The sequence below is a fragment of the Actinomadura sp. NPDC049753 genome, from assembly GCF_040674655.1.
In the GTDB taxonomy this organism is placed as follows: Bacteria; Actinomycetota; Actinomycetes; order Streptosporangiales; family Streptosporangiaceae; genus Spirillospora; species Spirillospora verrucosospora.
Genome location: NZ_JBFARL010000036.1, coordinates 42,623 through 50,888, shown reverse-complemented (window position 1 = coordinate 50,888; position 8,266 = coordinate 42,623). Strand labels below are relative to the sequence as shown.

Here is an 8,266-nt window from a genome sequence, read left to right as displayed (position 1 = left end):
CACACGTCGCCGTGCCACACGAGCATGTTGGGGTTGCGCCAACTGCGGTCGACGTTGCCGATGAACGCGTCGAACCACAGCACCCGGGACGCGAAAGGCGCGCCAGCCCGGGATCGATGACGCAGTGCACGAGCCTTATGTCCGCTTCGGCCTTGAGCGAGTCCAGCCCCAGGCGCCATCTCCGGTGCTGGAAGGCCGCCTCGGCCACGACCGACACCTTCGAGGACAGCAGCAGATCGACCGTCTGGAAGAAGGCGTCGAAGGCCATGCGCGCGACGGAGTCCTTGGCGGCGACGCCGAGGTCGTGACCGAAGGTGTGGAAGATGCCCTCGTTGATGGCGTCGCGCGACACGAGGGGGCACGGCAGCGCCCCGGCGAGCAGGCCCGCCATGGTCGTCTTGCCCGAGCCGGGAGGTCCGCTCACGATGACGAGGGTCGGACGGTACGCGCCGCCGGCCGGCGCGGCGGACGTCCCGGCCGGGGCTCCTGCCGGATCCCCGTCCGTGGCGGCGCGGCGGTCCCCGTGTTCCACTTCGTCGGCCATTCCTCCGGTCCTCAGCTGAGCGCGCCCGGCGGCGGGACGGCCTCGTCCGCCCGGGCGATGGGCAACCGGTGCCGCGGCACGGCGAGCGGCGGCGGCCCTCCCGAGGGCGCGAAGCCCACGCCCAGCCACGTTCCCGCCGTGATCGCGGCGTCGCCCGGACCGCCCCCGGCCGAGGCCGCGGCGGTCCCGTCGTGCAGGAACCGCAGGTCGACGCCGACGCCGGCCGCGTCGCGCACCGCGCGCAGGAGCGCGGGAGCACGCGCCGCGAGGCACCCGTAGATCCCCTGCCCGTCGTCGGCGGGCAGCCCGTCCCGCACGAACGAGGCGACGCTGACGACGACCCGGACCCGCTTCGACGCCGGGTCCGCGGCGTCCCGGACCGCCGCGGCCAGCGCGGCGCCGACCGCGGCCTCGACGGCGTCGGCGCCGGGCCGCTGGGGCACGGGCGCGGCGCGCAGATGGCGCAGGCGCCGCAGGGTGCGGTCGTGCCGCTCGGCGACCGCGGTCCTGATCTGGGTGTGGCCGAGGTCGGCCACCACCGCGGCCTCGGCGCCGGAGCCCGCGGGCACGTGCCGGGCCGCGCCGATGAGCGGGGCGAGCTCCGGCCGGGGCGACACGGCCACGGGGCACGGGTGTGGTGCGAGACCGGCCGTCGCCCGCGCCCCCTCGAGGACGAGCGGTCCGCACCCGCCCGCCAGCAGACCGCCCGCGAGCCACACGCGCTCGACGGCCGTCCACCGGGCGAGGAAGGCCCGGCGGTGCGGCGTGCTCCCCTGGCGTTCGGCGGTGGCCGGATCGCGCAGTGTCGCGACCAGCGCTCCGAGGCGCATCCCGAAGGCGTGCAGTACGGCGGCGGCCGAGCGCGCCGCCTCCGCGTCGGACGACGCCGCGGCGCGGGCGAGATCGTCCGCCAGGCGGTCCCTCCGCAGGCCGGGCAGCCCGAGGTCGGCGGCCAGGGCGTGCAGAGCGTCCCGGGAGCACGCGTCCTGCGCGAGCCGTCCTTCGACGCCGATCGACCCGGCGGGTCCGAGGACCACGTGGTTCAGGGACGCTTCGCCGGTGAGCTCCAGGGGGCGGTCGAACGTCTCGGTCACGATGTTCTCCGGTGGTCGCCTGCGCTCGTCGCGCGCCGGGTCGTCCCGCGTGCCGCGGCCGGGGCTATCGTCGCGGCGTGACGCCTTCGCCCCCGCCTCCGGTCCGCCCGGCCGCGCGTCCGAGACTGATCGCGACCGACCTCGACGGCACGCTGCTGGGGGAGGGGGGCGCCGTCAGCGCCCGCAACGCCGCCGCACTGCGCCGGGCGGCGGGCGCCGGCGCCAGGGTGGTGCTGGTGACCGGACGGTCGCAGCACCGGCTCGCAGACGTCTACTCCCAGCTCGGCGCGCGGTACCTGGCGGTCTGCGCCAACGGCGGCGTGGTGTACGACCCGGCGGGGGAGCGGGTGCTCGCCTGCCGGCCGATGGCTCCCGCGCACGTCCGGCGGGTGTGCGCGCTGCTCCGCGAGCGGGTGCCCGAGGTGGTCTTCGCCGCGCACGTGGAGTGCGGCGGCCGGGTTCTGCACGAGCCCGGCTGGCCCCGGAAACGCGGGGCCGCGGCCGGCCCCGCGCCGACCGTGCTGCCGGACCTGACCGGCGGGCCGGTGGTGAAGCTGCAGGCGCGCGCTCCCGGGCGCGAGCCGGAGTCGTTCGTGGCGCTGGTGGCCGCGACCGTCGGTGATCTGGTCGAGGTGACCCGGCAGGGATACCTCGGCCTGGTCGAGATGAGCCGGCGGGGGGTGACGAAGGGCAGCGCCCTCGCCGTCGTCGCCGGTGAGCTGGAGGTCCCGGCGGCCGACGTCCTGGTGTTCGGCGACATGCCCAACGACGTTCCGATGATGCGGTGGGCCGGGCGGTCGGTCGCCGTGGCCAACGCGCACGCGGAGGTCCTGGCCGCGGCCACGGACGTGACGCTCGCCAACGTCCAGGACGGCGTCGGCGTCTACCTGGAACGCCTGCTGGACGGGCACGCCTGACTGGTGCGGGGGCGCCGGAGGCCGCTCCCCGCGGTCGCGGCCGCCGGGGCCCCGACCGGGGCGGCCACGTCGTGGCCGCCTACTGTTCAAGGCCGAACGCCGCGGAGACTCGCCGGACGAGGTCGTCCTCGGTGACCTCGGGATCCACTCTGAGCCCGTTCAGGTCCAGGTCCCGGGTCTGCTCGGCGAGCCGGTCGGTGAACATGGCGTCGCGCTGGAGCAGGTTCCGCAGGGCGTGGCGCGGATCGCCGGTCTTGGCGACGAACCCCCACGCCGGGCCGCCGCGGCCTTCGAACACCGCCTCGCGGAACCCGGGGGTGGGCAGCAGCCACACGGCGTGGCTCATCTCGGTGAGCAGGGGCCGGACGAGGTCGGGCAGCAGCCGGAAGCCCTCGGCCAGCACCGGGCGGTCGGCGGGAAGGGCGAGAAGGTCCTCGACGATCAGGCCGAACCCCTCGCCCCGGTACCAGTGGAAGGTGTCGAGCATCTCGCGCGGGCTCCTGGCCACCCACCGCTGGTCCATGTCCATGGCCGCGAACTCGCGCAGGTAGGGGGCCTCTTCCGCGGGCAGGCGCCGGGCGTGGTCGGGCATGACCGCGTCGGTGTCGTACAGGTGCATCCCGTACCGGTCCGCGATGCGCCGGGCGATGGTGGACTTTCCCGCTCCGCTGCCGCCGCCGATCCAGTAGACGTGCCGCAACCGCTCCCGCGCGACGTCGGGGTGAGTCCCTTCATTCAGGGCAGAGTGCATTCGTCGGCTCCTCGCGAGTGCCTATCGGCTTGAGGTCTCACCGCTGCTGCGGCGGTCGGCGGTCTGGTAGAGGTCAGCGTACTGACGGGCTATCCGGCTCCAGGCGTACTCGCCGACGCGCGCGTCGCCGGCCGGGCGCAGCTCACCGTGCAGGGCCGCGGCCATGTGCTCCTGGAAGCCGGCGACGTCGTACGGGGACACGGAGGGGACGTCGGGGAAGTCGTTCAGGATCTCCGGCACCTGGTCGGTGACGATCAGGGGGCAGCCGCAGGCGATGGCCTCCAGGGCGACCATGCAGAACGTCTCCAGCAGGTTCGACGGCACGACGGTGACGTCGGCGGCCTGGTAGTACGCGGGCAGCTGCTGGTGGGGGACGAAGGAGTGGAACGACACCGACGCGTCGATGCCGAGCCGCGCGGCGGCGCGTTGCAGGTCCTGCCGGAAGGGGCCGTCGCCGACGACGAGCAGCCTGCTGTTCTCGACCTTCTCGCTGATGCCCGCGAACGCCGACAGCACGGTCTCGACGTTCTTGTCGGCGGCGAGGCGCCCCACATAGAGCACGATCTTGGCGTCGGAGGGCAGCCCCAGCGTGCCGCGGGCGCGGTCGCGGTCGCCCGGGGCGAAGTGCTCCAGATCGATGCCCGGCGGGATGACGGCGGAAGGCGGCAGGCCCGCGTCCGTCAGCGCCTCGGCCTGCGCCTGGCCGATGGCCACGATCCTGGCTCCGGCGCGGATCCGGCTGATGCGCCGGGCCAGCAGCTCGTCCGCGCGCGCGTCGGTTCCGGTGGGCAGCCACCGGCCGACCCGTCCCCAGTGGGTGACGACGATCGGCCCGTCGGCCCGGTCGAGCAGCGCTTCGGCGTCTTCGAGGCCCTGGACGTGGATCACGTCCGCGCCGGCGAACTCCGGCAGCGCCGTGACCGCGGCCAGCCACCGGCGCCGCCGCAGGCGCCGGCCGATCGTGCGCACCCCGCCCGGAGCGGCCGCGATGGCGGTGTCGAGCCAGGTCGGCCAGCGCAGGTAGTGCGGATCGAGGTCGTCGAGGCCCGCGAAGTAGGCCATCCGCGGCCCGCCGACGAACAGGCTCACCTCGGTTCCGAGGGAGGGCAGCGCCCGGGCGATCTGGATCATGCCGATCTGACCGCCGGGCACGCCGGACCGGCCGGGGACCCCGGTCTGGCTCCTCATGATCATCAAGGTCTTCACGATTTCCCCCGCTCACCCGTCCCGGCCGCCGCCGGCGCACGTCCGGCCGCCTCCCGGGAGAGGATGCCGGCGGGCACGGCCGACATCCGGTAGATGGAGACCCGGCCGCGCTCGGCCCCGTACACCTCGACGGGCAGGGACATCTCCCAGCCGACCCGTCCGTCGTCCGTCAGCTCGAAGGCGGCGCCGGCGGTGGAGTTCGTGACCAGGACGCCGCCGTCCGGCAGCGGCTCGGCGCCGCCGGCGAGCGGGCAGAAGAACGACTCCGGCGGGGAGGCCGTCCAGCTCCACCCGATGCCGCCGGTGGCCGGGTCCACCGCGACCAGGCGCGAGCGCCGTCTCTCCACGCCGTTGTCGAACACCAGGATCCGGCCGTCCGGGAGCAGGGTGGGCTGGTGCGGCCTCGACAGTTCGCCGGGCCCCCACCACCAGACCACCCGGTCGTCGGCGAGGCTGATCACCGCGATGGCGTCGAGTTCCCGCATGCAGACCAGCAGGTCGCCCTGCGACCAGAGGCCGGCCGGATGGGGCGGCAGCACTTCGAGGGTGTTGGTGTGCAGGACGTCGCACGGGGACCCGGGGAGGGCGCGCAGGAGCCGCAGGGCGCGGCGCCGCTCTCCCTCATGGCTTCCCGTCCGCAGGATCGCGCGGGTCTCGGCGGCCACCGCGTCCGGGACGCCGTCGTCGGGGACGGGCCACCCGCGCCGCCGGAACGCGGCGGCGCGCCGCCGGATCTCCGTGTCGATCAGCCGCCGCAGACCGGGGTCCGTCCGCAGGACGTCGTACAGCGACGCCTCCCTCTCGACGGCGCCGTCGGCGGAGACCGTCGTGATCAGGTTGTCGAGCACGACGTGCGCGGTCCGGCCGTCGTCCACCCGGCGGGGCGCCTCGCCGAGCACCAGGACGGTGCCGTCGGCATTGATCGCGAGATCGTGGTGCGCGGCCACGTCGCACGCCCATTCCAGCCGCGAGTCGGGGGTGAGCTTCAGCAGCGCGCGCAGCGGCACGATCGCGAAGAGGCAGCCCGCCTCGTCCATCTCGACGTGGTTCCAGCCGCGCAGGTAGCTGGGCGGGTCGTCCTGCGGGCGGGGCTGGCCGTGGGGGTGGCTCCAGGTGTGCAGGATCGTCCCGTCGCGATCGACGACGTACGCCGTCGGGGTGGGATAGCTCGACGCCGGCGAGAACAGCAGGCCGCGCGGCTCGTCGGACGGCGGGCTCACGCGATCGCCTCCGGCCCCACCGGCGCGGCCGCGGTGAAGAACCGGGCGATGTGGGCGTCGTCGGGCGGCAGCCCCCGGGCGATCCGCTCGTGCAGGTAGCCGAGGATCTCGTCGAACAGCAGGTTCGGCATGCGCCTGCGGCGCGCGATGAGGTCGTCCCGGTACCGCTCCAGCGCGACCAGCCAGGCGCGGTACCCCTCCACGACCGGGTCCGCCACCGGCCACTTGGCGTTGATGTAGTCACGGGCCAGGGCGAACTTCGACGGCGAGATCAGCTGGGCTCCGGACACCACCCCGCTGGTGTCGGGGATCTGGTGGTAGACGGAGGTGATCTCGTCGACGAAGGCGACGCGGTAGTCCAGCTCGGCGGTCAGCGCGATCCACAGGTCCCAGTCCTCGCAGACGTCCAGCCGCGGATCGAACCGGACGTCGGTGCGCCGGAAGTTGCGCACGATGACCGAACCGGTGTGCAGGTAGTTCGCCACCATCAGGAACCGGGGGTCGTAGGGGTAGGCCTTGAGCCGGTACCCGCCGAGGTCGTCCGGGAGGGCGTCCAGCCGCTGCTCGGACACGACGGCGCCTAAGTAGACGAAGTCCGCCTCGCCGCGCCGCAGCGGTTCGCAGCCGACGGCCAGGTGGGAGGGCAGGAAGACGTCGTCGTCGTCGAGGAACGCGATGTACTCGCCCTGGGCCGCGTCGATGGCGACGTTGCGCGGCACGGACGCCCCGCCCGAGCACCGGTCGAGCTCGATCAGCGTGACGCGCAGCCGCGGCTTCCATACGTCCACGAGGTCGCCGACGGATCGGCCGCCGTCGTTGACGACGATCGCCTCGACCGCGTCCCGGTCGTCGGAGAGCCTCCGGGCGGCCGCCATGACGCTGTTCAGCGCCGCGTCCAGCGCGGCGGCCCGGTTCAGGGTGGGGATGATGACGCTGACCAGCGGCTGGGAGCGGGGTGTGCGCAGGTCAGCCGACATGTCCGCCTCCCGTGGCCGTCCGCGTGTACCAGCGGTCGCCGACGACCATGTCGTCGATGCCGCGGTCCTCGCAGTAGGCGGCGAGGTCCGACATCCGGTTGATGAACCCTCGCCGCAGGTGGTTGAGCGAGGTGTTGCACAGCACGCCCAGCCCGGTGCGGTCGGCGAACGCGCTCAGCAGGCCGTGCAGCGGCGGGTTGCCCGCCGCGGTGACGCTCTGGGCGCGGGCCGAGCCGTCGACGTGGGTCACCGCCGCCAGCCGCGGCGACCGGACCCGCCGGAAGTACAGCATGTACGGGTCGGGGAAGTCCTCGACGAAGGCGTCCGCGAGGTCCTCCTCACGGCAGCACGGCGCGATCGGCCGGTACGGCTCCCGCTGCTTGATCTGGTTGAGCCGGTCCCGGGTCGCCGCCGAGTAGGGTTCGGCCAGCAGCGACCGGTTGCCCAGCGCGCGGGGACCGACCTCCCAGCGTCCCTGCACCCAGGCGACGATCCGGCCCGACGCGAGCGCCGCCGCGAGGGCGCGGTCGTCGAGGGGCCCCTCGTGCCATCGCCCCGGATCGGGGCGGGCGTCGACGACGAAGTCGAGCCCGGCGTACACCGACCAGTCGATCGGCGTGGTGCGGCCGTGGTGGGCGAGCGCGTCGATCGCGGTCCCGATCGCCGACCCGGAGTCGCTGGTGCACGGCGGAACGAACACCGAGCCGAAATGCCCGAGGTCGCGCCACGCCGCGTTCCAGTCGCAGTTGAGCCCGCAGCCGCCCGAGATCCGCAGCGGCGTGCCGGCCGGCAGCTCGCGGACCGCGACCTCGGCGAACATGTCGAAGATCCGCTTGGTGAGCAGGGCCGCGGCCGTCTTCGCGGCCTTCGACTGGACGCCGGCGTTGTAGAGCACGGTGTCGGCGAAGTCGGCCTTCGGCGCGGGGTTGACGGTCGGCGCGGCCAGGATGCGGTCGACGGCGGACTCGATGTCGGCGTCGGCGTCCTTCGCGTCGGCGAACGCCGCCAGCGCCATCAGCTTGCCGCTGCCGTCCGTGCGGGGCGTCTGCCCGTGGTCGGGGAACGTCGGGTCGGCCAGCGAGAAGAGGAACGCGTAGCGGTCGCCCGGGTGGGGCAGCACCGGCACGGTGCGCACGACCTGCCAGTCCCGGTCGACCAGGTAGAACGACCCGATGACGCCTTCCCACACGAGGACGGTGCTCAGCTCCTCGTCCCCCGGCGGCGCCATGCCGACGGCGGTCATGAGGTGCGAGCGCTCGTGGGACGAGGTGAAGTACTCGACCTCGGAGCCGAAGAAACGGATCCGGCTGCGCTGCACCGCCGAGACACCCGAGTAGCCGGCGCCGATCACGCCGCCCGTGCGCGGTTTGGCCCAGCCGCCGAGCGCCACCACGTCCGGCATGCGGTCCAGCCGCTGCGCGGCCTCCAGCAGCGTCGTGGGGGTCAGCGGCGCGTACCGGGGGAACGTGTCCTTCTCTGACTCCAGGCACCACAGCAGCCGGCCGTCTTCGACCACGGCGATGGATCCGTCATGGCCTGGTTTGATCGCCATGATCA

The 8,266-nt window shown here is 74.1% G+C and carries 7 protein-coding genes and 2 pseudogenes; 1 reads left to right on the top strand and 8 read right to left on the bottom strand.

Annotated features, from left to right (window positions below; genetic code table 11):
- The 3 genes and pseudogenes from AB0K37_RS12965 to AB0K37_RS12955 form a co-directional block, all read right to left on the bottom strand.
- Positions 1-95: pseudogene (locus AB0K37_RS12965) on the bottom strand (aminotransferase class I and II); the annotation flags it as partial.
- Between the two features lie 74 nt (positions 96-169).
- Positions 170-391 (bottom strand): annotated as a pseudogene (locus AB0K37_RS12960) (hypothetical protein); the annotation flags it as partial.
- Positions 392-555: 164 nt separating this feature from the next.
- A complete protein-coding gene (locus AB0K37_RS12955) occupies positions 556-1,638 on the bottom strand; it encodes a hypothetical protein (protein ID WP_363979214.1) in 1,083 nt (360 codons plus the stop codon).
- 77 nt (positions 1,639-1,715) lie between these two features.
- Here AB0K37_RS12955 and AB0K37_RS12950 point away from each other — a divergent pair, with 77 nt between their 5' ends.
- On the top strand, positions 1,716-2,555 hold the full coding sequence (locus AB0K37_RS12950; RefSeq protein ID WP_363979211.1) for an HAD family hydrolase: 840 nt from the start codon (positions 1,716-1,718) through the stop codon (positions 2,553-2,555).
- Between the two features lie 79 nt (positions 2,556-2,634).
- On the opposite strand, the gene AB0K37_RS12945 is transcribed toward AB0K37_RS12950, so the two are convergent.
- From AB0K37_RS12945 to AB0K37_RS12925, 5 genes are read right to left on the bottom strand one after another with little or no spacing between them, the layout of a single operon-like run.
- Positions 2,635-3,306, bottom strand: coding sequence for a shikimate kinase (locus AB0K37_RS12945; RefSeq protein WP_363979207.1), 672 nt, complete (start codon positions 3,304-3,306; stop codon positions 2,635-2,637).
- Between the two features lie 21 nt (positions 3,307-3,327).
- Complete coding sequence (locus AB0K37_RS12940) at positions 3,328-4,494, bottom strand: glycosyltransferase family 4 protein (protein ID WP_363979204.1); 1,167 nt, start codon at positions 4,492-4,494, stop codon at positions 3,328-3,330.
- 14 nt (positions 4,495-4,508) lie between these two features.
- Entirely contained in the window at positions 4,509-5,732 is a 1,224-nt protein-coding gene (locus AB0K37_RS12935; protein ID WP_363979201.1) for an arylsulfotransferase family protein, read from the bottom strand.
- Entirely contained in the window at positions 5,729-6,709 is a 981-nt protein-coding gene (locus tag AB0K37_RS12930; protein WP_363979198.1) for a glycosyltransferase family A protein, read from the bottom strand. The genes AB0K37_RS12935 and AB0K37_RS12930 overlap by 4 nt, the downstream gene beginning before the upstream one ends.
- A complete protein-coding gene (locus AB0K37_RS12925; protein ID WP_363979195.1) occupies positions 6,699-8,261 on the bottom strand; it encodes a carbamoyltransferase C-terminal domain-containing protein in 1,563 nt (520 codons plus the stop codon). Before AB0K37_RS12925 ends, AB0K37_RS12930 begins: the two co-directional genes overlap by 11 nt.
- Positions 8,262-8,266: the final 5 nt, after the last annotated feature.

Excerpts from the sequence above, each read along its gene's own strand:
- AB0K37_RS12945 (WP_363979207.1), bottom strand. The coding sequence starts at position 3,306 with ATGCACTCTGCCCTGAATGAAGGGACTCACCCCGACGTCGCGCGGGAG.
- AB0K37_RS12925 (WP_363979195.1), bottom strand. The coding sequence starts at position 8,261 with ATGGCGATCAAACCAGGCCATGACGGATCCATCGCCGTGGTCGAAGAC.
- AB0K37_RS12940 (WP_363979204.1), bottom strand. The coding sequence starts at position 4,494 with ATGAGGAGCCAGACCGGGGTCCCCGGCCGGTCCGGCGTGCCCGGCGGT.
- AB0K37_RS12930 (WP_363979198.1), bottom strand. The coding sequence starts at position 6,709 with ATGTCGGCTGACCTGCGCACACCCCGCTCCCAGCCGCTGGTCAGCGTC.